Annotated in this window: 20 protein-coding genes; 8 read left to right on the top strand and 12 right to left on the bottom strand. The window is 72.8% G+C overall.

What is annotated here, in order from left to right; translation table 11 throughout:
- Nucleotides 1-72 precede the first annotated feature (72 nt).
- On the top strand, nt 73-474 hold the full coding sequence (locus DV20_RS01480) for a PPOX class F420-dependent oxidoreductase (protein ID WP_043775697.1): 402 nt from the start codon (nt 73-75) through the stop codon (nt 472-474).
- On the opposite strand, the gene DV20_RS01475 is transcribed toward DV20_RS01480, so the two are convergent.
- Nucleotides 471-1,007 carry a TetR/AcrR family transcriptional regulator gene (locus tag DV20_RS01475; protein WP_043775598.1) on the bottom strand — a complete coding sequence of 179 codons (537 nt, stop codon included), beginning with the start codon at nt 1,005-1,007 and terminating at the stop codon, nt 471-473. The genes DV20_RS01480 and DV20_RS01475 overlap by 4 nt on opposite strands.
- Nucleotides 1,007-2,551, bottom strand: a complete 1,545-nt coding sequence (locus tag DV20_RS01470) for an acyl-CoA synthetase (protein WP_043775596.1) — start codon at nt 2,549-2,551, stop codon at nt 1,007-1,009. The genes DV20_RS01475 and DV20_RS01470 overlap by 1 nt, the downstream gene beginning before the upstream one ends.
- Before the next feature lie 244 nt (nt 2,552-2,795).
- Between DV20_RS01470 and DV20_RS01465 the strand changes: the two genes are divergently transcribed.
- Nucleotides 2,796-3,404: a TetR/AcrR family transcriptional regulator gene (locus DV20_RS01465; RefSeq protein WP_043775593.1), complete on the top strand. Its 609-nt coding sequence runs from the start codon at nt 2,796-2,798 to the stop codon at nt 3,402-3,404.
- A 73-nt stretch (nt 3,405-3,477) separates the two neighbouring features.
- Nucleotides 3,478-4,239 carry an alpha/beta fold hydrolase gene (locus tag DV20_RS01460; protein WP_043775590.1) on the top strand — a complete coding sequence of 254 codons (762 nt, stop codon included), beginning with the start codon at nt 3,478-3,480 and terminating at the stop codon, nt 4,237-4,239.
- Between the two features lie 57 nt (nt 4,240-4,296).
- On the opposite strand, the gene DV20_RS01455 is transcribed toward DV20_RS01460, so the two are convergent.
- From DV20_RS01455 to DV20_RS01445, 3 genes are all read right to left on the bottom strand, one after another.
- Nucleotides 4,297-5,499, bottom strand: coding sequence for a GTPase (locus DV20_RS01455; RefSeq protein ID WP_043775587.1), 1,203 nt, complete (start codon nt 5,497-5,499; stop codon nt 4,297-4,299).
- On the bottom strand, nt 5,496-7,277 hold the full coding sequence (locus tag DV20_RS01450) for a P-loop NTPase family protein (RefSeq protein ID WP_200876330.1): 1,782 nt from the start codon (nt 7,275-7,277) through the stop codon (nt 5,496-5,498). The genes DV20_RS01455 and DV20_RS01450 overlap by 4 nt, the downstream gene beginning before the upstream one ends.
- A 101-nt stretch (nt 7,278-7,378) precedes the next feature.
- Nucleotides 7,379-8,365, bottom strand: coding sequence for an IniB N-terminal domain-containing protein (locus DV20_RS01445; RefSeq protein ID WP_043775584.1), 987 nt, complete (start codon nt 8,363-8,365; stop codon nt 7,379-7,381).
- 304 nt (nt 8,366-8,669) lie between these two features.
- On the opposite strand from DV20_RS01445, the gene DV20_RS01440 reads away from it, so the two are divergent.
- Together DV20_RS01440 and DV20_RS01435 are read left to right on the top strand one after the other, a co-directional pair.
- Entirely contained in the window at nt 8,670-9,794 is a 1,125-nt protein-coding gene (locus DV20_RS01440) for an Hsp70 family protein (RefSeq protein WP_043775581.1), read from the top strand.
- Nucleotides 9,791-12,169, top strand: coding sequence for a helix-turn-helix transcriptional regulator (locus tag DV20_RS01435; protein ID WP_043775580.1), 2,379 nt, complete (start codon nt 9,791-9,793; stop codon nt 12,167-12,169). The genes DV20_RS01440 and DV20_RS01435 overlap by 4 nt, the downstream gene beginning before the upstream one ends.
- A 463-nt stretch (nt 12,170-12,632) precedes the next feature.
- Here DV20_RS01435 and DV20_RS01430 read toward each other — a convergent pair whose 3' ends face one another.
- From DV20_RS01430 to DV20_RS01420, 3 genes are read right to left on the bottom strand one after another with little or no spacing between them, the layout of a single operon-like run.
- Nucleotides 12,633-13,376 carry a ferredoxin reductase gene (locus tag DV20_RS01430; protein ID WP_043775577.1) on the bottom strand — a complete coding sequence of 248 codons (744 nt, stop codon included), beginning with the start codon at nt 13,374-13,376 and terminating at the stop codon, nt 12,633-12,635.
- Nucleotides 13,346-13,945, bottom strand: coding sequence for a sulfite oxidase-like oxidoreductase (locus DV20_RS01425; protein WP_043775574.1), 600 nt, complete (start codon nt 13,943-13,945; stop codon nt 13,346-13,348). Before DV20_RS01425 ends, DV20_RS01430 begins: the two co-directional genes overlap by 31 nt.
- A gap of 30 nt (nt 13,946-13,975) precedes the next feature.
- Complete coding sequence (locus DV20_RS01420) at nt 13,976-14,584, bottom strand: pentapeptide repeat-containing protein (RefSeq protein WP_043775571.1); 609 nt, start codon at nt 14,582-14,584, stop codon at nt 13,976-13,978.
- Between the two features lie 41 nt (nt 14,585-14,625).
- Here DV20_RS01420 and DV20_RS01415 point away from each other — a divergent pair, with 41 nt between their 5' ends.
- The 3 genes from DV20_RS01415 to DV20_RS01405 all read left to right on the top strand — a co-directional run bounded on the left by DV20_RS01415 (nt 14,626) and on the right by DV20_RS01405 (nt 17,411).
- Nucleotides 14,626-15,534 carry an ornithine cyclodeaminase family protein gene (locus tag DV20_RS01415; RefSeq protein WP_043775569.1) on the top strand — a complete coding sequence of 303 codons (909 nt, stop codon included), beginning with the start codon at nt 14,626-14,628 and terminating at the stop codon, nt 15,532-15,534.
- A gap of 718 nt (nt 15,535-16,252) precedes the next feature.
- On the top strand, nt 16,253-16,507 hold the full coding sequence (locus DV20_RS01410; RefSeq protein WP_043775566.1) for a hypothetical protein: 255 nt from the start codon (nt 16,253-16,255) through the stop codon (nt 16,505-16,507).
- A 76-nt stretch (nt 16,508-16,583) separates the two neighbouring features.
- Nucleotides 16,584-17,411, top strand: a complete 828-nt coding sequence (locus DV20_RS01405) for a hypothetical protein (protein WP_043775560.1) — start codon at nt 16,584-16,586, stop codon at nt 17,409-17,411.
- Nucleotides 17,412-17,544: 133 nt separating this feature from the next.
- Here the strand turns inward: DV20_RS01405 and DV20_RS01400 are convergent, their stop codons facing one another.
- From DV20_RS01400 to DV20_RS01385, 4 genes are read right to left on the bottom strand one after another with little or no spacing between them, the layout of a single operon-like run.
- Nucleotides 17,545-19,038, bottom strand: coding sequence for a carboxylesterase/lipase family protein (locus DV20_RS01400; protein ID WP_043775557.1), 1,494 nt, complete (start codon nt 19,036-19,038; stop codon nt 17,545-17,547).
- Entirely contained in the window at nt 19,038-20,459 is a 1,422-nt protein-coding gene (locus DV20_RS01395) for an ATP-binding protein (RefSeq protein WP_043775555.1), read from the bottom strand. The genes DV20_RS01400 and DV20_RS01395 overlap by 1 nt, the downstream gene beginning before the upstream one ends.
- Nucleotides 20,456-22,108, bottom strand: coding sequence for a response regulator (locus DV20_RS01390; protein WP_043775552.1), 1,653 nt, complete (start codon nt 22,106-22,108; stop codon nt 20,456-20,458). Before DV20_RS01390 ends, DV20_RS01395 begins: the two co-directional genes overlap by 4 nt.
- Nucleotides 22,109-22,130: 22 nt before the next feature.
- Nucleotides 22,131-23,045, bottom strand: coding sequence for a ribonuclease Z (locus DV20_RS01385; RefSeq protein ID WP_043775550.1), 915 nt, complete (start codon nt 23,043-23,045; stop codon nt 22,131-22,133).
- Between the last annotated feature and the right edge of the window lie 8 nt (nt 23,046-23,053).

The raw sequence follows: 23,053 nt of genomic DNA, 5'->3' as shown, positions 1-23,053 counted from the left end.
GAAACTTTCCTTACTATTACGCTCAGTGGGTCCTCCGCCGTTCGCGCACCCGGACGGACTAGCGTGGACGGCATGACGATCGACCTCGGCGGCCGCGGGCCGGACTTCCGCGCGTTCTGGACCGAGCGCCACCTGGCCACGCTGACCACGGTCCGCCCGGACGGCACGCCGCACGTCGTCGCGGTCGGCGTGACCGTCGACTTCGAGGCCGGCCTCGCCCGGGTGATCACCTTCGCCCCGTCGGTCAAGGCCCGGCTCGTGCGCGCCGCGGGCCCGGACGGCATCCCGGTCGCGGTCTGCCAGCTCGACGGCCCCCGCTGGTCCACTTTGGAGGGACGAGCGGTCCTGCGCGAAGACCCGGAATCCGTGCGCGACGCCGAAAACCGGTACGCCGCCCGCTACCGGCAGCCCAAGCCGAACCCGCGGCGGGTCGTCATCGAGATCACCGTGACCCGGGTGCTCGGCAACGCCTAACCCGCTCGTGAGCGCACCAGCCGGGTGTACTCCCCCAGCAGTTCCGCCAGCTCGCCGTGCTCGCCCGCCGACGCCAGCTGCTGGTGGCCGACCAGCACCGCGAGCCCGAGCGACGTCAGCGTGCGGGCCAGGGCGCGGTCGCCGACGATGCCTTCGACCACCTTGCCGACCGTCCGCACCCGGGCGTCGTCGACGCGCTTCTGCGCCGCGCGCACCGTTTCGTCGTTGCGCGCCCACGCCCGGATCGCCGCTTCGGCCTCGTGGGGCAGGCCGAGCGTCAGATCCATCAGCGCGGCGAAGTCCGCCGACGGGCCGCCGGTGCCGAAGTTCCGCTCGCGCAGGATCAGCACCTGGCGGTTCTCCCAGTGCTCCAGCAGTTGCTCCACGAATCCCGGCCAGCCGCCGAAGTGGTGGTAGAACGAACCGCTCGTGACACCCAGCGCACGGCACAGCGCGCCGACGTTCAATCCGGTGAAACCGTGCTCCGCGAGCACCTGCAGCGCAGCCTCGAAGTACTCGCGACGCGAGGCCATCAGACGTTCCGGTCCCGGTCCCGCCAGTAGGGTTCGCGCAGCGAACGCTTGAGGATCTTGCCGGTGGCGTTGCGCGGCAACGCGTCCACCACGTCGACGCTGCGCGGGCACTTGTAGTGGGCCAGCCGTTCGCGGCAGAACTCGACGATCTTTTCGGCGTCGAGCTGGTCACCGGCGACGACGGCCTTGACCTGTTCGCCCCACTTCTCGTCCGGGACGCCGATCACGGCCACCTCGGCGACGCCGGGGAACTCCGCCACCACCCGCTCGACCTCGGGCGAGTAGACGTTCTCGCCGCCGGTGATGATCATGTCCTTGACGCGGTCCTCGAGGAACAGGAACCCGCCGTCGTCGAGGCGCCCGACGTCGCCGGTGCGGACCCAGCCGTCCACGATGGTCTCCGCGGTGGCCTCGGGCTTGCCGAGGTAGCCCGCCATCCGCTGCTCGGTGCGCACCCACACCTCGCCGACCTCGGCGTCCTGCGCCGTGACCGGGTCGACGATCCGGATGTCCACTCCGGACAGTGCGGTTCCCGCCGAGGCCAGCCGTTCCGGACGGGTGGTGTCCCGGTGCGCCTCCGGCGTCAGCGCGGTGACCGCGCCGGACAGCTCGGTCATGCCGTAGACCTGGGCGAACTTGACGTCCGGCCAGGCAGCGAGCACCGTGCGCAGCAGCGGGAGCGGCATCGGCGAAGCGCCGTAGCAGAGGTACTTCAGCCGGGAGAACGCCTTGAGCGCGGCCTCGCCGGCCTGGGCGATCCCGGCCACGACCGCGGGCACCAGGAAGGCGTGGGTGATCCCGGCCCGCAGCGCCGCGAACAGCGAAGCCGCGTCCGGTTCGCGGGTCAGGTAGGACGGTTCGCCGTAGAGGAACCCGGAAACCGCGTAGCAGCTGCCGCCGACGTGGAACAGCGGCATCGCGACCAGGTTGACCTCACCCGGGCCGATCGGGAACGCGGTCCCGGCGGCGAGGCCGTGCGCGAGGACGCTGCGGTGGGTCAGCACCGCGCCCTTCGGGAAGCCGGTGGTGCCGCTGGTGTACATGACCAGCACGCCGTCGTCGGTGGCCACGTCGGTGCCCCCGTGCGGCGCGGCGGAGGTCAGGAAGGACTCGTACTCGTCGGCGTCCCCGCCGACGACGATCACGCGTTCCAGAGCCGGCAGCCGGTCGCGGATCGCGTCGAGAGCGGGCAGGAGTTCGGTGCCGGCGAAGACGACCTTCGCGCCCGCGTCCTCGAGCACGTAGGCGAGTTCGTCGCCGGACAGCCGCCAGTTGACCACGGCGTTGGCCGCACCGAGCCCGGCCGCCGCGAAGGTCGTCTCCAGGCAGGCGGGGTGGTTCTTGTCGACGAACGCGACGCGGTCGCCGCGGGTCACTCCGGCCGCCGCCAGCGCCCCGGACAGCCGCCGGACCCGCTCGTCGAACTCCGCCCAGGTCCACTTCCGGTCCCCGAAGATCAGCGCGGTGTCCGCCGGGCGTTCGGCCGCCCAGTGCGCCAGGAGCTCGCCGAACAACCGGACCCGGGGGCGGACGTCTTCGGGCATGGGAGTTCCCTTCGGGCCGGCACTGGACCATAGACCGCCCTATGGTGCGCCGCGGCCCCGCGGGCGTCAACATCGGACAACCGCTCTCCGGCCGGCCCGCCGGTCGGTGTCTTTGTCACGCCGTAAGCCGGCGGAACGCTCATCGGCGGGCGACCGCCGCTCGCGTGCGGTGGCCAGGCCGGGCGGCGAGAGGCCGCCGTGACAGACTTCGTCGACCACGACGCCAGTCAGGGGAGCACGACGCATGACCGATCGCCCGGCCCGGCGGACGCAGGAGCAACGACGCGCCGAGACCGAGCGGCGCGTGGTGGACGCGGCGATGACGCTCATCGCGCGCAGCGGGTCCCGTGCCGTCACGCTCGCCGAGGTCGGGGAAGCCGCCGGCTACAGCCGCGGCATCGTCTACCACCACTTCGGCAGCCGGGAACGGCTGCTGGAAGCCGTGGTCGACGAGGCACAGCGGTTCGACGTCCCCGAATACCAGGGTGACGGCCTGGACCACCTGGTGCGGATCGTCGAGGCCTACCTGCGCAACGTCGTGCGGCGGACGCCGGCGGCGCGCGCGTTCCTGCAGCTGTGGGGCGAGGCGATCGCGGCCGACCCCGTGCTGGCCCCCCTGTTCGCCCGCCGGGACGCCGACTTCCGGCAGCTCCTGGCGAACGTGGTCCGCCAGGGCGTCGCCGACGGGTCCGTCCGGTCCGACGTGAACCCGGCCGCGGCCGCCGTCCTGGTCGTCGCCCTGGTCCGCGGGACCGGGTTGCAGCTCATCGCCCAGCCTCCGGTGCGGGGCGTCCCCACCCTCATCCGCGAGGCGGCGCGCTCGGTGCGCGCGGCCTTCGCCGTCACGCCGTAGCTTCCGGCAGTGGTTCCCGGCCTCGGCCGCTGCTACAGTTACTTGCATACATGCACGCAAGTTGGGAGTGACCATGCCTGTTCCCTTGGTACTCGTGCACGGCAATCCGGAGAACAGTGGCGTGTGGGGCCCGCTGCTCGAAGTGCTCGGCCGGGACGACGCGGTGTCGCTGTCCCCGCCCGGCTTCGGGGTGCCCGCGCCGGAGGGCTTCTCCGCCACCGTCGAGGGCTACCGCGAGTGGCTCGCCGCGCGGCTGGAGCAGTTCCGGGAACCCGTCGACCTCGTCGGCCACGACTGGGGTGGCGCGCACGTCGCGCAGATCGCGATGACCCGCCCGGACCTGATCCGCAGCTGGGCGTCGGACGCGCTCGGCCTCTTCGCCCCCGACTACGTCTGGCACGCGCGAGCCCAGGTGTGGCAACAGGAAGGGGCGGGCGAAGCGTCGGTGAAGGAGATCTTCGGCGGCACGCTGGCGCAGCGGCTGGAGGTCGTCCGCGCGCTCGGGATGACCGGCCCGGCCGCGGAACGCGTGGCCGCCGGGATGGACGACGGCATGGGCCGGGCGGTGCTGTCGCTCCTGCGGTCGGCCGCCCAGCCGGTGATGGCCGACGCGGGCCGCGACCTCGCGAAGGCCCGGCAGCGGCCCGGCTTGGCCCTGATCGCCCTCGCGGACGCCGACCAGGCCAGCGGAACGCCCGCGCAGCACCGGTCCGCCGGCGAGGCCGCCGGCGCCGAGATCGCCGAACTCCCCGGCACCGGGCACTGGTGGCCGGTGACGGACCCGCACCCGGTGGCGCGCGCCCTGACCGCGTTCTGGTCCCGGTTGGACGGTTAGGCCCGGCGATCGGACGCGCGGAACCACGATGAGTTCGTGGCCCGGCCGGGTTCGCCGCTAGGCGAACAGGGAAAGGAGCCCTTCGGCCGACCGCACCACCACGTGCGCCGCCGCGCGTTCGGCGTGCGGGCGGTCCGGGCGTTCCGCCTCGTGCCGCCAGCGCCGCAACGCGTCCAGCCCGGCCTCGTAGATCTCGTTCGGGTCGGCGTCCGGCTCCAGCGCGAGGCGGTCGGCCGGGGCCGTCCCTTGCGCGCCCAGCAAGCGGACCGCTTCCTCGGCCGGCTCGCCGGACAGGGCCGTCCGGCCGCCGCGGATGTCGGCGATCAGGCGCAGCTCGCGGAAGTCGTGGGCCGCCGCGGCGAACCGCTCCACCCGCGAAACCAGGCGATCGCCGCCCGGACGGGGCTGGGCCGCCAGGAGTGACTCCAGCCGGATGATCGCCGTCCGCGCGCGCAGGGCCTCGGCTCGCGCCACGAAGCACCCGGACAGGGTGTCGCGCAGCTCGCCCAGCCCGCTGCGGCGCACCAGTTCCGCCGACAGCTTGACGCGGTCGTCGCAGCCGGTGCGGATCAGCGTGAGCGCCAGCCGGACGCCGAACATCCCGAACCGCACCACCAGCGACCGGCGCGTCTCGACCGGGATCGGGCCGGGGAACGCCGGATCGGTGAACGAATCCACCGACAGCACGTGCCGTTCCAGTTCCTCCCGCGGCACCGCGGCGAACGCCGCCAGCAGGTCGAACTCGTCGTCGCGCAAGGACCGGCCGCCGTAGGCGAGCTGCCCGGCGACGGCGATCACGCCCAGGAACCCGGTGCACAGCGGGTCTTCCCGCCACGCCCGCCGCGCGAGCTGCTTCGCGGTGAGCAACGCGTCGATCCGGCCCGCCCCGACCTCGTCGGCGCGCGACAGCACCAGCACCGAGTTGACCGCGCTCTGCCGCGCGAACGCCGAGCCGCCCGGCGGGTGCGCCGCCGCGAGCTCGTCCGGCTCGAGGTGGCGGACCAGCCGGACCGTCGCGTCCGGGACGTCGTCGCCCGGACCGGGGTCGTCCAGCAGCACGAGGTCGCGCAGGGCCCGCGTCGGCCATCCGCCCAGCGCGGCGGCCAGTGTCGTCTTCCCGGACGACGGCGCGCCCGTGAACGCGACACGCAGGGGCTGCTCCAGCCGATCGAGACAGTCGTGCAGCAGCGCCGAAGCGCGCGGGTCGTCCCGGTAGAGCCCGGCCGCGGCGTGCAGCAGGTCGCGGACGTCCTGGGTCACGCCGAAAGCTCCCGCCGCTGCTGCCGTCCGGCGATCGTGCCGAGTTCGCCCGCGCGCTGGTGCAGCGCGGCGAGCCGGTCGATCTCGCGCCGGATGTGCCCGGTCCGCCGCTCCCGCTCGGCCGTGCCGGCCAGGATCATCTCGCGTTCGTGCGTCAGCTCGTCGGCGAGTTCCTCGGCCAGCCCGGTGAAGTGGTCGCGCAGCCGCCGCTGGACGACGCGGATGGCGTCACGGCATTCCTTGCTGAACCGCAGGAAGACGTCGTCGACGTGCCGCTGGGCCGCCTGCTTGGCGACGGCCTGGCGCCGCTGCAGCCGCATCCCGCCTTCGTCCTTGATCGTCTTGGCGGCGAAGGCCGCGCCGGCGCCGATCGAGACCGGGTTGATCAGCGGCAGCCCGGCCAGGCTGGTGACCAGGCCGAACATCAGCACACCGCCGTAGGAACCGCGCAGGCCGGTGAAGGCCTGCTGGCCGATCTTGAACTTCTCGATCTTCGGCCGCCCGACCTCGTCGAGGTGTTCCAGGCCGGAGCCTTCGAGCCGCAGGTCCGGCAGCGCGCGGTCGTACTGGGCGCCGAAGCACGCCGCGACGGCCTGCGCGATCCACTCCGCCCGATCGGCCAGCCACGTGTAGTTGACGTCGACGGCCTCGGCCAGCGCGTTGTCCAGCCAGGGCGCGAAGTCGTCCCACACCTTCGCCGGGTCGCCCTCGTCGAAGGTCCGGTCGATGGTGGTGACGATCTTGCGGGTCCGCTCGCGCAGGTCGTACTCGGCATCGGACAGCAGGTCGGCGATCTCGTCGGACAGCAGGTTCTGCCACCGGGTGTTCTGCCGCCGCAGGTCGTCGGCGCGGCGCTGGGCGCGCTGCAGCAGTGCGGCCTGGCCGAGCCCGGCGTCCTGGGCGACCGAATCGATGCGATCCCGCAGCGACTCCACCAGCTCGGCGGCGGCGGCGCGGACGCCGACCGCGGCGAGCAGCGCGCGGGACTGCTCCGGCGGGCGCGCGGCCTGCTCGGCGATCCAGCCGAGCAGCTCCGGGAATCCCGAGCGGGCGTTGAGCTCCGCGTCACCGGACTTCGCGGCGGCTTGGCGCACCACGGCCGAAACGGGCAGGACGGGCGCGTCGACCCCGGCCTCGCCGAGCAGGGCGCGGTCGCGTTCGGCGACCGCGCGCCACCCGGGACATACGTCGATCTTCGTGAGCGCCAGCACGACGTGCGGGCACCACGTGCGCACGTGCCGGGCGAGCGCGAGTTCGGCGGCGCTCAGCGGCGCGGTCGCGTCGGAGACGAGGATCACCGCGTCGGCTTCGGCGAGCAGATCCAGCGCCGCCGCGGTGCGCGGTGACCGCGGGTCACCGACGGGTGGGGTGTCGACCAGGACGAGCCCGGCCGAGAGGAGTTCCCGCGGCACACCGACTTCGACGCGGCTGAGCGTGCCGGCGGGCCGGGCGCCGAGCTCGCCGGTGAGCCGTTCGACCGCGACGGGGATCCGTTCGCGGGAGCGGCCGACCAGGGTCGCGGCGGGTTCGGCGGAGTAGGCGATTTCCGTGGGCACGGCGGGCGTCGCGGCGTCGCCGACCGCGCACACCGGCGCGTTCAGCACGGCGTTGAGCAGGTAACCCTTGCCCTGTTTGGGGAAACCGAGCACGCCGAGCCGGGTCTGCCCCGGCGGGGCGTCCCGGCGTCTGCGCAGGCGCTCGGCGAGATCGGCGCGGCCGTGCGTGCGGCACGCGTCCAGCGTCTCGTTGAGCACTTCGAGCCAAGCCGGTGCGGTCACGATGGTCGAGTGTCCCCGGTTCACTCCCCGTACGCACACCGGGTGCCCGTCCCGCGGCTGCACCCAGACCGCGGGACGGGCACCGGTGACCGGTTCGGGGATCAGTGCCCGATGTGGATGTCGTTGTGACCGAGGTCGCCGACGTGGAGGTTGCCCAGCGCGTTGTGGCTGAGGTTGTCGGTGACGCCCGACACCACGTCGTGCACCGCGTCGACACCGTTGCTGCTGCCGATCTCGCCGACCACGTTGTGGTCGATCCCGGCCGCCCCGGTCACCGTGGTGACGGTGTTGTGGGTGATGTCGCCGATGCTGTGCTGGACCGCGCTGGTCACGTCGCCGCCGACGTGCTTGACGTCGAGGTCGCCCACGTTCTTCAGCGTGCCGGTGAAGTCGCCGATGTGGCTGGTGACGTCGGTCGCGCCGGTCACGGCGCCGGTGACGGCCCCGGTCAGGTCGCCGGTGTGCACCGGCGAAACGACGTGGCCCGTGACGCCGGTGACGACCTGGTCGGCCTGGCCGACCACGTTGCCGCTCTCGACGGCGCCGGTGACGGCGCTGCCCAGGTTGCCGAGCGCACCCGCGTCGATGCTCTGGGCCAGGTCGCCGCCCAGGCCGAGGGAGCTGGTGGCGTCGCCGGCGAGCGCGGTCACGCTCGCGACGTTGTTGGTGACGTCGGTGACGGTGCTCACGGAGTGGCCGAGCCCGCCGAGGCCCGGCAGGCCGAGGCCGCCGACGCCCGGCAGCTCACCGGTGCCCAGGTCGCCGACACCCGGGAGGTCCGAAACGGCCGGCAGGCCGAGGCCCGCGGTGAGGGCGGTGAGCTGGTCGATCGCGCCCTGGATGCCGGATGCGTCGGTGCCGACCGAGGTCAGGTCGCCGACGGCGGGGAGGCCGCCCACGGCCGGGAGGCTGTCGACCGGCACGTAGTCGAGCACCAGCGGGATGACCTCGTGCACGTCGGCGGCGCTGACGTCGCCGAGACCCGCGGCGGCGAGGCAGCCCTGCGGGTCCGTGCCGAAGGCCGCCAGGGCGGTCGGGTCGTTGAGCAGGTTCAGGGCGAAGTCGTGCAACGTCTGCACGGAGTCCATGGGGATTTCCTCTGGTCCGGTGGTTCGGGGACAGCAGCGACCGCGGGGACCGCTGCTTTCGTGATCAAGGTAGGGAGACCGTCCCCCAGCGCACATCGGGGATCACTCCGAGTCGCAGTCCGGTCAGCCGATAGGGGATCGATATGTCATCGTTAGGGAGTTAGGGGCTCAGCGGAGACGCGTTCAGTTGGGTTAAATCCCTCCAGACCCTTGCCTGACTAACCCGTTTGGGTGAGGATGCCCCGAACCCTAGGGGGAATTTCGTGCCCCCGATCGGCCGCGCGAGGTGAGGAGGAAAGCGCCGTTGCCCTACGTCCTCGGGATCGATGTCGCCCAGGGCCGGACCCACGCCGCGGCCTGCCGCCGACAGGGTCACGGCTGGAGCGAGCCCGAACCCCTCTGGCTGGGCGAACGCTCCCCCGCCGCGGCGTCCGCGCTGTTCCTCGACGACGAGGGGTACCTGCTCACCGGGGACGCCGCCGCCCAGGCGGGCGCCCGGGTGCCGTCGCGGCTGCTCACCGGCTTCCACCGGCGCATCGGCGACGACGTGCCGATGATGGTCGAAGGCGAGCCGTTCCCGCCCGAGACGCTCACCACCGTGCTCGTCGAAGGGATCGCCGAGCACGCCGCGAGCCTGTTCGGCGGCCCCCCGCACCACCTCGTGCTGACCCACCCCGGCGACTGGGGCGGCTACCGCCGTGACGTGCTGCGCCGGGCACTGGCCGACGCCGGGTTCACCGCGGTGACGCTGGTCCCGGGCTCGGTCGCCGCGCTCGGCGCGCACCTGCCCGTCCCCGGCCCCGGCGCCCAGGTCGCCGGGGTGTGCGAGTTCGGCACCGACGGCGTGACCGTGACGCTGGCGACGGCGAGCGGCGCCAGTGGCTGGCAGCCCGGCCAGAGCGCCGAAGGCGTGGCCCCGGCGGCCGCGCTGAGCACGCTGTTCGCCCTCGCCGGAGCGGCCTCGGCGTCCCCCAAGGGACTCGCCGGCGTGGTGTTCTCCGGCGACGTCCCCCCGCACGCGCTGCCGGTCCGGCCGCCGTGCCCGATGTTCGCGGGACCGGTTCCGCCGGCGACCGCCGCGCTCGGCGCGGCCGCCCTCGCGGCGCTGCGCGCCGACCACCGGGGGACGCCGCAGGAACCCCCCGCCGTCGAGACCACCCTGCTCCCCAAGGTGGACACGCTCGGTGAGCTCGGCGAGCGGCCGCCCCGGCCGCCGGTCGAGATCACGCCGTTCGAGCTGCCCGAGCGCACCGGCCCGTTGAACCTGTTCCGCCGCCGGCGTCCCCTCGCCGCCGCGGTCCTGGTGCTCGCCGCGGCCGTCTCGGCCGTCGTGATCACCGTCACCGCCCGCGAAGCCACCGCCGGCTCGCCCGTTCCCCCCTCCCCCGCCCCGAGCCACTGCGCCCCCTCCGGTGAAGGTCACTGTTGAACACACTGCTCACGCAGGTTCCCCCGCCGCACGCCGTCCTCGTGCACCCGGCGGCGCGGCAGCTGCTCGACCGCGTCGCCGCCGACCCGGCCGCCCCGCTGCGGCTGGCGATCGTCGCCCCCGGCGGCTACGGCAAGAGCGTGCTGCTCGCCGCGCTCGACCGCTGCTACCGCGCGGCCGGCGTCGACGCCGTGCTGGTCGACGACGCCGACCGCCTCGGCCCGGACCAGCTCGAGGACCTGCTCGCCGGCGCGGACGGCCCGATCGTCGTCGCGCACCGGCCGGCCGCGGTGGCGCCCGGCTGGACGCTGCTGCAGCTCGGCCCGCTCGGCGTCGGCGACGTGGCCCGGCTGATGGCCGCGGCGACGGGCGCGCCCGCCGACCCGGCGGCCGCGGCCGAGCTGCACGCCCGCAGCGGCGGGGGGCCGCGGCTGGCCGAACGCGCGCTGCTCGGGCGGCTGGAGGAGTTCCGGCCCGAGCTCGACGAGCTCGACGACGACGTCCTCCGCTACCTGATCGCGGCCGAAGCCGGCGCCGGGCGCAACCTCGACCTGCTGTGCGCGCTGCTCGACCGGAGTCCCGACCAGCTGCCGGCCATCGTCGAGGGTGCCCGGGCGACCGGCCTGCTGGCCCCCGACGACACGCTGCTGCCACTGGCCGCGGCGGCCGTGCGCGACTTCGGGCCGCCCGCGCGCCGGCTGACGACGGTGCAGCGGCTGGTCGAGCTGCAGCTGGCGAACGGCCTCCCGGTGCTCGACCTGGCCCGGTCCCTGCTCGGCACGGGCACCTCCGGCGCTTCCGCGGCGGCCGCGTTCGCCGCGGCGGCCGGGGAAGCGCTGCCTTCGGACGCGCGCCTGGCGACGCGGTTGTTCGAAGCCGCCGCCGAGGCGGGCGACCGCTCGCCGGCCGTCACGGCGGGCTGGGCGCGCGCGGCGGCGTTGTCCGGCGACCTCGACACGGCGCTGCGGCTCGGCGACGGGATGCTCGGCGCCGCCGACGCGGAAACCCGCGCGGCGGGCGCGGAAATCGCGGCGACCGTGCTGGCCCACCGCGGCGAGCTGGCCCGCAGCGCCGAGCTGTACCTCTGGGCGGGCCGCGCCGACGCGTTCTCGGCGACGGCGCTGGTGGGCACCGGGGACATCGAGGGCGCCCGGCGTCTCCTCGACTCCCCCAGCCCGGGTGTCGCCCCGACGCTGTTCGCCGGCGCGGCCACCCGGATGGCCCGCGGCATCGTCGATTCGGTGTCCGGCTGCGCGACGGAGACGTTGTCGACACTGCTCGGCGCGGCCACGATGCTGGAGCCGGCGCTGGGCGGGACGCTGCTGCCGGACAGCCCGGCGGCGCTGGCCGCGCTCGTCGCCCTGCACACGGGCGAGCTGGCGCTGGCGGAGTCCGTGCTCACCCGGGCGCTGGACGGCGGAACCGGCGGCGAACTGCTGGACGCGCGGCACCGGCTCCTGCTGGGCTGGGTGGCGATGACGGCGGGCGACCTGGCGACGGCCGCCGAGCACCGCGACGCCGTCGCGGGCCGGCCGCTGGAAGCGCGGGACGAGCTGTTCTTCGCGACCCTGGAGCTCGGCCTGGCGCGCCGGGCCAGCGACCTGGTCGGGCTGCAGCGGTCGTGGAACCGCGCGTACCAGGCCTCGATGCGGCAGCAGACGGACCTGTTCACGTTGCTGCCCCTGGGCGAGCTGGCGATCGCCGCGGCCCGCACCGGCGCCTTCGCCAAGCTGTCGGGCCAGTTCGAGCGCGCCCACGGCCTGCTGGCCCGGCTCGGCGAGCCTCCACTGTGGACGGTCTCCCTGGTCTGGCACGAACTGCACGCGGCCATCACCCTGGAGGACGCGGACGCGGTCAAGGCCCACCTGGCCACGTTGACCACCCACGCCCACTGCGGCCGCCACCCCCGCGCCCTGGCCACGGCGGCCCAGGGCTGGCTGGCGGTCCTGGGCGGAACCTTCGACCCGGACGCGATTTCCGCGGCCGCGGCGGAGCTGCACGACCTGGGCCTGCGCTGGGACGCGGCCCGCTTGGCCGGCCAGGCGGCAATCCGCACTTCGGACCGCAAGGCCATGGTCCAGCTCCTGGAGGCGGCCCGCCAGTTCCAGGGCACGGCGGCCCGCCGCGAACCGGGAACCACGTCCGAACCGGCGGCGGCGGGCACCGGCCTGGCGGCGTTGAGCGAGCGCGAGCTGGAGGTGGCAAGGCTGGTCGTGGAGGGGCTGACGTACAAGCAGGCGGGCAGCAAGCTGTTCATCTCGGGCAAGACGGTGGAGCACCACATGGCCCGCATCCGCGGCAAGCTCGGCGCGGCGGACCGGCGCGAGCTGCTGGCGACGCTGCGCGAGCTGCTGGCCCGCCCGGACGCGACCTAGCCAATGCCACCTGGCCGGAGGCACCTGGCCGGAGGCACCTGGCCGATGCCACCTGGCCGGCAGCACCTAGCCGGCAGCACCTAGCCGGCGGCCGCCGTCGCAGGCGGTGAACGGGGGTGCCGCGCGTCGTGGCGGCCACGTGGCCGTCGCGCCGTCGTGGCGGCCGCTGGGATTCCTGCGGATCGATGCCGCCGTAGAGCTCGGCAGGGCCCGCGCGTCCGTCGGGCCGGGCGCCGGATCGCGGGGCCTGCCGGCACGCCCGACCCCATTACCGCAGGCGCTGTCTTGGCACCGGGGCGCCCCGACGCAACCGCACCGCCACGGGCGACGCCCAGCCTCGATCCTGGCCGCACCGCTGCGGGCGACGCCTCGGACTGGCACGGCCGCCCCCGCCACCGGCCACACCTCAGCCCCTGGCACGGCCGCACCGGCCACGGGCGAGGCCCGGCGGCGGCACGGCCGGTCAGTCGCGGCTGGGGCCGAAGCGTTCGGTGCGGATGCGGTGCGGGTCGTGGCCCAGGGCGACCAGGATGTCCGCGACCGTCTCCACGAAGCCCGTCGGGCCGCAGACGAAGCACGACGCGCCGAACTCCGCCGGCCAGCCGGCCGTGTTGATCGTGGCCACGTCGATGCGGCGGGGTATTCCCGGGCGGCCTTCGGGCAGCTCGCGCGTGTACACGTACGTCACGTCCATGCCCGCCACCGGCGTGCGCAGCTCGTCCGCGTAGTACAGCTCGGCGGGCGTGCGCAGCGAATAGATCAGCTTGAACGGCGTGCGGACGCCCGCCGCGCGGCGGGCGCGGATCATCGCCATCAGGGGCACGATGCCCGAGCCGCCCGCGATCAAGAGGACCGGGGACGGGTCCGTGGGGCGCCAGGCGAACCAGCCGCCGATCGGGCCGCGGATCTCGACCGGGTCGCCGATCGCGTACGGGCCGGTGAGGTGCTCGGACACCTCGCCGTCGGCGACGCGCTGCACCGTCAGCTCCACCCGGTCGCCGTCCGACGGCGCCGCGAGGGAATAGCTGCGCTGCGCGCGGTAGCCGTCCGCGGCCGTCAGCCGGACGTCGACGTGCTGGCCCGCCAGGTGTCCCGGCCAGCCGGGCAGGTCGAAGACGAGCGTGCGCGCCGTCGGCGTCTCGTCGCGGAATTCGGCCAAGCGGGCGACCCGCCAGGCTAGTCGCCCTGATACCGCTGTTCGCGCCATGGATCCCCGTAGTCGTGGTAGCCGGCGTTCTCCCAGAAGCCCGGCTCGTCCCGGGTCTTCAGCTCCAGCCCGCGCACCCACTTCGCGGACTTCCAGAAGTACAGGTGCGGCACGAGCAGCCGCGCCGGACCGCCGTGCTCGGGGGTTAGCGGCTTGCCGCCGTACTCGTAGGCGATCCAGGCCTGGCCGTCGAGCAGGTCGGCCAGCGGCAGGTTCGTCGTGTACCCGCCGTAGGCGTGCACCATGACGTAGTCGGCCTCGGTGTCGAGGCCGCCGACCAGCGTGTCGATCGAGACGCCGCGCCAGCGGGTGTCCAGTTTGGACCACTGCGTAACGCAGTGGATGTCCACTGTGGGCTTCTCGCTCGGCAGAGCCATCAGCTCGGCCCAGCTCCACGTGTGCTTCTCACCCGTCTCGGTGGTGACGGTGAACTCCCACGTCTCGGTGCGCACGCGCGGGGTCGGCCCCGCCGACAGCACCGGGAAGTCCTCGGCCAGGTACTGCCCGGGTGGCAGGCGCGGGTTGCCGCTGCGCGCCCGGCCCTGGAAACCCGGTGTCACGACTCCCATGCGGCACTCCCCTTCCCGGTCGCGACGAGCCTACGCCCGAACCCGCAGCCCCAGCGACGTGACGAGCACCGCAGCCTGTTCGGGTGACACGATCGCGCCGGCCAGCTCGGCGTTCAGCGGGTCGAGCGCCGACAGGTCACTGCCCCGCAGCTCGGCCTTGGGCAGCTTGACGGCGTGCAGCATCGCCCCGGACAGGTCGACGTCGGCGAACACCGCGCCGCCGCAGTCCGCCCCGGTGAGGTCGGCTTCCCGCATCCGGACCCCCTGGAAGGTGACCGTCCGCAGGTCGGCGCCCGCCAGTCCGGCGAACGACCAGTCCCCGCCGGTGACCCGCAGGGGCCGCAGCTCGCACTCGGTGAACGTGGCGCCGACGAGCTTGCACCCGGTGAACTCGGCGTCGAAGAAGTTGCACCGCTTGAAGGCGCAGCCGGTGAACGCCGAGTCCGTGTGCCGCGACGCGTTGAAGCGCACGTTGCCGAACACGCAGTCGGTGAAGACCGAGTTCCGGGTGACCGCCTCCGAGAAGTCGGCCTCGTGGAACTCGCACCGCACGTAGTGCCGCCCGGTGATCTCCTCCCCGTACCAGTCGTCGCGGAAGAACCGCTGCTCCTCGACGGGATCTTGCGTAGCCTCGGACATCCCGCCAGGCTAGCGGCAGATCCGACGCCGGAGGGGCCGCCATGCTCGACGCCGACGCTGTCCGGAGGGCCGTGCCGATGCCGGCCGCGGTCGAAGCGGTGCGCGAGGCGTTCCTCGACCTCGCCGCCGGCCGTTTCGTGGTCCCGCAACGGTTGTCCTTCGCCGGAGCCACGACGCTCGTGATGACCGCCTGCCACACCCCGTCGTCGACGACCGTGGTGAAGACGCTCAACCTGGCCCCCGGCCGGACGCCGATGATCCTGGGCACGCTGGTGTGGAACACCGCCGCCGGTCAGGTGGTCGCGGACGCGGTCGAAGTCACAACCCTGCGCACCGGCGCGGTGTCCGGCGTCGCCACGGACCTGCTCGCCCCACCCTCGGCGACCCGGCTGGCGTTGCTCGGCACCGGAGCCCAGGCCGCCGACCAGGTGCGTGGCGTGGCGGCAGTGCGGCCGGTGCGTGCCGTGACGGTGTTCGGCCGTGACCGCTCGCGCGCTTCGGCGATGGCAAAGCGGTTGCGCGCGGAGTTCCCGGCGATGGTGGTGCGGGTGGCTTCGAGCGCGCCGGACGCGGTGTCCGATGCGGAGATCGTCTGTTGTGCTACTTCGTCCAGTGCTCCTCTCTTCGCTGTCGATGACTTGCCGGAACGCGTTCACGTCAACGCGATCGGGTCGTATCGGCCGTCCATGCGGGAACTGCCGGCGGAGTTGCTCGCCACCGCCGATTGCGTGGTGGTGGATCAGGCCGGCGCCGCCCTCGAGGAGGCGGGCGAGGTGATCCACGCCATCGAGGCCGGGGTCCTCGATCGTGGTGAGCTGATCGAGCTGGGTCCGGCCTTGCGGACGCCGCCGGTGGTGAGCGGGCGAACCGTGTTCAAGTCCGTCGGGCTCGCCGTGCAGGACTGGGCCATCGCCCGGCTGCTCGGCGAGGCTGCGCGCCCGATCGGATAAGGCGGGGCGGTGAATGCCGAGATGTACGCGCGTACCTGGACGGACGACACGTCGAGTTGCCCCGGTGAGGCGGCGCGGGATTTCCAGGCGGCGTGAGCCCAGGGTAGTTGCTTCGGGCTTCGACTGATGTGTTCTGGCCGATCGTGGAGTGCAGCCTTCTGTGGTTGTAGTAGCGCAGCCGGGTGAGCACGTCCTGATTGGACGCCGCGATCGGAGTGGAACACCGCCTCGGGCTGGATGAGGCCCCGGGTAGTCGGAAGGTCGATCGGGTCGTAGACCAGGTCGGTGCGCATGTGCTCGGCCATGGCATACCCGACGACCTCACGGGTGCAGGTCGACGACGGTGGCCAGAGAGCCACCCCCTCGAAGGTGGCAGGCAGGTGATGTCCCGACCATGCGCAGTCCCGGTGCCGATGTGGTGAAGTCGCGGCGGATCAAGTCGGCCACCAGGGTGACCGGGCCGGTCACAGGCCGGGTCAAAACTTCGGACGACACACGTACCTGGACGGATGACACGCGTATCCAGGCGGACGACACACGTGAGATTGTCCGGCCCGGCCGTGCTTGGTTGCTCACCGGAGGTGGTGAGGTGGAGGCGGAGAGCAACAATAGCGGCCGAACGGCGCAATCTCGGGCTTGGAGCGTTTGATCGGTCACCCGATCCGGGAATTTTCGCGGCATGTCTCCTTGGCGAACCACCACCAGACGGAACACGGCCGTGCGGGTCATCACGGCGATCGGCGCGATCTTCGCGGGGATCGAAGTTCTCTACATGATCATGGTGCTCGCCGGTGCGAACGCCGGCAACGCCTTCTTCCAGTTCATCAAGTCACTGGCGGTTCCTCTCGCGTTGTTCTGGCCCGGTCTGTTCCCGGTCGACAGCCCCAGCCTGGCCGTGATCCTCGACTTCGGCCTGGCCGCGGTGTTCTGGCTGGTCATCACCGGCCTCATCGCCCGCTTCGCGGGCCGGTGACCGGGAGCGATCCGCTCCCGGAGCCGGGAACCACCCGCCGTCGCCGCCGCTGGTGTCCGTGGGCGACACTGGACGGATGAGCGACGGCAGGTGGTTCGACGGCTGGTCGCCGTGGCCCGAGCTGGCCGGGCTGGCCGCGGCCGGGCGTTCGCTGCTGCCGAACGTCCCGGTCACGCCGGCCGCCTTGGCCCGCACCGTCACCGAACAGCTCGTCGGGCGCCGACTGACCGCGAAGGTGGGCGACCGCGAGGTCGGCTTCACCCTCGCCGAGCTCGACTACCCGGCCGACAGCCTTCGGCTGGCCACCGGACGCCTCGGCGACGTCCGGATCGTCGCCGAGGACGTCGATTGGCCGGAGCCCGACGCCGGAGAGAGTGCGCCCGAAAGCGTCCCGCTGCGCCGCGTCACCGTGCTCGCCGAAGACGTCCGCCTCCGCTCGCTGCCCACGCCGGCCGCCACACCCGCGCGGGTGCAGCTGGCGATCGCCGTCTCGGCCGACGTGCTGCGCGAACGGGTGGCGAAAGCCCGTCCCGGGATCGTCGCGAACCCGGCCGACGGCGGCTTGCTGCGGATCCACTGGGCCAAGCGGCCGCACTGGGGCCACCTGACCCTCCGCCCGCAGGTGGCGGACGACGGCATCGTGCTCGTGCCCCAGACCCTCCACATCGGACAGCGGCAGCTGCGGCCACCCCGCCGCTTCCGCCCCATCGTGCTTCCCCTGCCGGAACTCCCGCCCGGCCTGAAACTGACGAAGGTGGAGCCGCGGCACGAAGAGCTCGTGCTGCACACCGTGGCGCAGGAATGGCCGGAACGCCTTTCCCGCATTCCCCTGCCGGACCTCCTGAGCTGGTTGACCACAGCCGCGATGACGTTGACCCTGCCGAATCTCGGTACCCGTTCATGAACCCTCCTCGATGAACCCGACATCGAAAACGGTACTCGAACGCGCGTTCGAACATCATCACTCACAAGGGTACGACCGGAATCGGCCGCGAGCCGTGCGGACTGCGGAATGAAACAGCGGGTGACGAACGGGTTCAGGGCACCGGGAACCAGGTGCCGGACGCCCATTCCGTGTCGCCCCAGGCTTTCCGCTCGTCGGCCCGCGGGTCGAGCACCAGATCGGTGTCCTCCCGGAAGACCAGCACCGGCCGCAGTTCGGGGCCGTACGGCGGCCAGTCGGGACCGTCGGCGTCCGCGACGCCGTCCCGGATGAACCGCACCCAGGCGCGGTGGATCAGCACCGCCGCCCGCTCGCGCTTCGGGTTCACCTGCGTCGCCTCCGCGAACAGCGGCAGCGGCGTCTTCCACGCCATCGTCGTCTCGGTGCCGTGGCCGCCGTCGAGCTGCTCGGGCACCCCGGGCGCGGCGATGTCGATCCGGTAGCGGTAGACGGGAGCGTGCGCGGACTGCGCGTCGGCGAGCCGCTGCGTCGGGATGCCGTACCGCTCGTCGCCCATGGCGGCGATTCGCGCGGCCTTCAAATCGGGAACCCGGCGCAGGTATGTCTCGAGCAGGTGCGAAGCGCCTTCCTCACCCAGGATGTCCGTCAGCACCTCGGACGCCGGAGCCGTCGCGATCTCTTCGCCGAGCATCATCGCGTACGTGCTGCCCTCGTTGCTGTTGCAGCCGACCAGCAGCGGGATCCCGGCCGCGCTGCCCCGCCGGATCGGCTCGATCGGCACCTCCGGCAGCACGCGCGGGTGCAGGGTCGGGCGCCAGAGCCACAGCGCCTGGAACCCGCTCAGGATCCGTTCCTGCGCTTCGACGAACTCCTTGGCGGGCAACGAGCGCAGAGCCGCGATGTCCCGGCAGCCGACCTCGTCCAGCAGCCGCCGCGCCAGCGCCGTCCCGGCCTCCGGCGTCGCCACGTGGTCCGCGCCGCCGGAACTGCTGATCGCCTGCGCGAACAGCCCCGCACCGAGCGGGCTGCCCATCAGGTTGCCGACGCTCTTGGCCCCCGCCGACACGCCGTAGAGCGTGATCCGCGCCGGATCCCCGCCGAACGCGGCGATGTTGCGGCGTACCCACTTCAGGGCCTCGACCTGGTCGAGGAACCCGCAGACACCGGCGTCCGCTTCGGACTCGCCGAAGATCCCGCCGAGGTGCAGGAAGCCGAGCGAGCCGAGCCGGTAGTTGATGGTGACCACGACGATCCCGGCCCGCGCGAACTCCTCGCCGTCGCCCAGCTGCTCGCCGTGGCCGACGCGGTACCCGCCGCCGTGCAGCCAGAACAGCACCGGCCACCCGCCCGCCGGCGCGGGTCCTTCGGGAGTGCAGACGTTGAGGTACAGGCAATCCTCGTCACACACCGCGGACGGATTCATCGGATCCGGCGACTGCATCGCGTGCGGCCCGTACTCGGTCGCCACGTGCACCCCGCCCGACAGCGACGGCGGCCGCGGGGCCTTCCACCGCAGCTCGCCGACCGGCGGGCGGGCGTACGGGATCCCGCGCCAGACGCGGACGCCGTCACCCGCCAGCCCGACCAGCGCCCCGAGTTCGGTCGTGACCGTCGGGACGGAAGCCATCAGAGCGAGGCCTGCTCGACCGTCGGCAGGCAGATCTCGAACCGGGTGTTCCCGGGCTCCGATTCGACGCGCAGGTCGCCCTGGTGCCGTTCGACGACGATCTTCCACGAGATGTCCAGGCCCAGCCCGGTGCCCTCGCCGACCGGCTTGGTCGTGAAGAACGGCTCGAAGATCCGCGGCTTGATGTCCGCGGGGATCCCGGGGCCGGTGTCACCGACCTCGACGCGGACCTGGTCGTTCTCACCCCACGTGCGCAGCGTCAGCGTGCCTTCGCCGGCCATCGCGCCGAGGGCGTTGTCGATGACGTTCGTCCAGACCTGGTTCAGCTCGGCCGGGTACGCGGGGATCTTCGGCAGGCTGCGGTCGTACTCCTTGACGACGCGGACGCCGTCGCCGATCTTGCCGGACAGCATCACCAGCGTGGAGTCGAGGCCGTCGTGGACGTCGACCCACTGGTGCGGCGCCCGGTCCATCTGCGAGTACTGCTTGGCCTTGCCGACCAGCGCGGAGATCCGCGTGGTGGAGTCCTCGATCTCGCCCATCAGCATCTCGGTTTCCAGCGCGTAGGCGAGCCAGCGGACGGCACCGTCGATGAAGGTGTCGCCGACCTGCTCGAGGACGTGGTCCAGGTCGGCCGTGGTCAGCCCGGCGCGGACGTAGATGTCGGCGAGGTCCCAGCCGCCGTCGATGCCGCGGTCGTCGAACCAGTCGCCGATCTCGTCCTCACGGTCGGCCTGCTGCATCGCCGTCAGCTTCTCCGCCTGCGCGACCTGCTTGACCAGGCGTTCCTGGACGTCGATGAGCTGGTAGAGCAGCTCGGGGTCGATGTCCTTCTTGGCCAGGAAGGCGAGCTTGTGGCGCATGCCGGCTACGCGTTCGCGCAGGGCGGCCGTCGCCCGGACGGCGGCGGCGGCGGGGTTGTTCAGCTCGTGCGTCAGGCCGGCCGAGAGCTCGCCGAGGGCCAGCAGACGGCGGCGCGAACCGATCACCGTGTCGCTGTTGCGCCAGCCGAGGTACATGCCCTCCAGCAGGTGCGTCGCCATCGGGAACCACCGGCGGAACTCGAAGGAGAACTCCTTCGACGGCAGCGTCAGGAACGTGACGTCGGACAGCGCGCGCACCGTGGCGTTGTAGATGTGCTCGCTGTCCTGGTGCACGAAGAACTGCGTCGCGCCGAAGTACGCTCCGCGCTGGTCGGACCGGTTGGTCTCCACCTCCGTGCCGCTGACCAGCCGCGTCATCCGGATCGCGCCGTTGAGCAGGACGTAGAAGCAGGTCGCCTCGCCGCCCTCGCTGATGACGGTGGAGCCGGCCGGGTACTCCTCGAGCACGGCGTTGGCGGCGATCCAGTCGAGCTGGTCTTCGGAAAGGTGTTCGAACAGGAAGAGCCCGCGAAGCTCTTCCCGCGGCAGTGCGCTCATTGTTCCTCCAGGTACCGGTGTACCAGCGTCACGGCCATCGCGCCCTCGCCCACCGCGGACGCCACCCGCTTGACCGACTGCGACCGCACGTCACCGGCCACGAACACGCCCGGGATCGACGACTCGAGGTAGTGCGGATCACGGTCGAGCGGCCAGCCCGCCGGCCGCTGCCCGGCGCTCAGCAGGTCCGGGCCGGTGCACACGAAGCCGTGCTCGTCGCGGTGGATGGCGTCGCCGAGCCAGTCGGTGCGCGGGGCGGCGCCGATGAAGATGAACAGGTGCCCGCTCTCGACCGTCTCGGTGACGCCGTTCTCGCACAGCGTGATCCGCTCGAGGTGGTCGCTGCCGTGCACCTGCTTGACCGTGGTCCGCGTGCGGACGTGGATGTTCTCGATGCCGGCGATCTGCTCGATCAGGTAGTGCGACATCGACGCCTCCAGCGACTCGCCGCGCACCAGGATCGTGACGTCGCTGGCGTGCCGGGAGAAGAACACCGCGGCCTGCCCGGCGGAGTTGGCGCCGCCGACGATGTAGACGTGCTCGCCCTTGCACTCGGGCGCCTCGGTCGCGGCCGAGCCGTAGTAGACACCGCGGCCGGTGAGCTCTTCGACGCCGCCGGCCTCGAGGGCGCGGTAGGTGACGCCGCTGGCGAGGATCACCGAGTGCGCGGCGATCTCACTGCCGTCACCGAAGGTGATCACCCGCTGCGAGCCGCGGGCCTCCAGGCCGACGACGTCACGCGCGGTCAGCACCTCGGCGCCGAACTTCTGCGCCTGGCGCCGGGCCCGGTCGGTCAGCTGCGCGCCGGAGACGCCGTCGGGGAAGCCGAGGTAGTTCTCGATGCGCGAGCTCGTGCCCGCCTGGCCGCCGGTGGCCTTCTTCTCGACGAGCACCGTGCGCAGGCCTTCGGAAGCGCCGTACACCGCCGCGCCGAGGCCGGCCGGGCCGCCGCCGATCACGACGAGGTCGTAGAACTCCTGCGCCGGCCGGGTCGACAAACCGACCGCGTCGGCGATCTCGCCGCCGGTCGGGTTCTTGAGGACGGTGCCGTCCGGGGTGACGACCACGGGGATGTCCTTGTCGGTCGCCTCCGCGGCCTGCAGGATCCGGCAGCCTTCGTCGTCCTCGACCGAGTACCAGCGGTACGGGACGGCGTTGCGCGCGAGGAAGTCCCGCAGGTGGAACGACGGCGAGTTGTAGCGGTGGCCGATGAGCTTGACCTCTTCGACCGGCTTGTCGCCGACGGCTTTCCAGGTCTCGACCAGGGCGTCGATGACCGGGTAGAGCTTCTCCTCCGGCGGGTCCCACGGCTTGAGCAGGTAGTGGTCGACGTCGACGACGTTGATCGCCTGGATCGCGGCGTCGGTGTCGGCGTAGGCGGTCAGCAGGGCGCGGCGGGCGTGCGGGAACAGGTCCATCGCCTTCTCGAGGAAGGCGATCCCGTCCATCTGCGGCATCCGGTAGTCGGCGAGGATCGCCGCGACGGCGTCGCCGCGCAGCTTGATCTCGCGCAGCGCGTCGAGGGCGTCCGGGCCGGAGTCGGCGCGGATGACGCGGTAGTCCTTCCCGTAGCGCCGGCGCAGGTCACGGGCGACCGAGCGGGACACGGCGGGATCGTCGTCGACGGTCATCAGGATCGGCTGGCTCACGAGATGCAGCCTACGGCGCTTCTTACGCCGTTGGGAAAGTACGCCGTTTCGGCACCTGGACCCGCTCCAGGTCCGAGGCCACGACGATCTCGCCGTCGAACTCGGCCCGCGCCTCCGCCGCGAAGCGCTCCGGATCGGCGTAGCGCTGCGAGAAGTGGGTCAGGACGAGCTGCCGGACGCCGCACTCGGCGGCGACGCGCGCGGCCTGCCGCGCGGTCAGGTGGCCGAAGTCCTCCGCCAGGGAGGTGTCCTCGGCGAGGAACGTCGCTTCGATCACGAGCGTGTCGGCGTTTTCGCTGAGGGCGTAGACCGCGTCGCAGAGGCGGGTGTCCATCACGAACGCGAACCGCTGGCCGGGCCGCGGTGTGCTGACGTCTTCGAGTTTCGTGGTCCCCAGCCGCCCCTCCCGCTGCAGCCGGCCGACGTCCGGGCCGGTGATCCCGCGTTCCCGCAGTTTTTCCGGGAGCATGGTGCGGCCGTCGGGCTCGGTCAGCCGGTAGCCGAACGCCTCGACGGGGTGGCTCAGCCGCCTCGCCTCGAGGGCGATCTTCCCGGTCGCGATCGGGCCGTCCTCGGCGATCGGGTGTTCCCGCAGGTCGGCCTGCTCGTAGAAGGCCGTGGCGTGCCGCATGCGCGCGAAGTAGTGCGCGCCGGACGCCGGGAAGTGGGCGTGGACCGGGTGGGCGACCTTGTCCAGCGACAGCCGCTGGATCACCCCGGGCAGGCCGAGGCTGTGGTCGCCGTGGAAGTGGGTGACGCAGATCCGCGTGATGTCCGTGGCGGCCACGCCCGCGCGCAGCATCTGGCGCTGGGTGCCTTCGCCGGGGTCGAAGAGGATGCCCTCGCCGTCCCAGCGCAGGAGGTAGCCGTTCTGGTTGCGGTGGCGCGTGGGCACCTGGCTCGCGGTGCCCAGCACCACCAGTTCGCGGGTCGACACCCCCGCAC

It is taken from the genome of Amycolatopsis rifamycinica (assembly GCF_000695625.1).
Lineage (GTDB): Bacteria > Actinomycetota > Actinomycetes > Mycobacteriales > Pseudonocardiaceae > Amycolatopsis > Amycolatopsis rifamycinica.
This window is presented reverse-complemented; position numbering and strand designations above follow the sequence as displayed.